The organism is Vibrio sp. 2134-1 (assembly GCF_033339495.1).
Window position 1 is genome coordinate 1 of record NZ_JAWOUS010000990.1, and the last position, 511, is coordinate 511.

Consider the following 511-nt stretch of genomic DNA (forward strand, 5'->3'; position numbering starts at 1 on the left):
ATTGCCACCATTGCGAGCGGTTCACTGTTTTGAAGTTGTTGCGAGAAATCTGAGTTTCTCCCTTGCTGCCGAGGAGCTTAATGTGACGCAAAGTGCGGTGAGCCATCAGATTCGTTTACTTGAAGATTATTTGGGCGAATCGCTTTTTATTCGCCAAGGTCGCAAGCTTTCACTATCGGATACGGGCGCGCGGTATTTAGAAGACATCAGCCCGGCTATTAGTTCAATTGCGATGGCGAGCCAAAAGGTGAGAGAAGGGGATAAAGGCAGTATTCGCCTAGCGATTTACAGCTCGTTGGCGGTGAAGTGGTTGATCCCACGTTTGGCAGACTTTAAGCGCTTGTATCCTGAAATTGACCTCACACTCAATATGGTCGCGGGCGATCCAGAGCAAACGGATAGCGTGGGCGACTGCTTTATTACTGTGCAAAAACCGAAACGAAACTATATGGCGGTCAAGCTTTATGCTGAAACGCTGTACCCAGTTTGTAGCCATAAAATTTGGAAAGAA

At 47.6% G+C, this 511-nt stretch carries 1 protein-coding gene; it reads left to right on the forward strand.

From position 1 onward, the window contains the following. Position 1: 1 nt before the first annotated feature. The coding region (locus tag R7R78_RS29640; protein ID WP_225475031.1) for a LysR family transcriptional regulator at positions 2-511 on the forward strand (510 nt) is incomplete at its 3' end.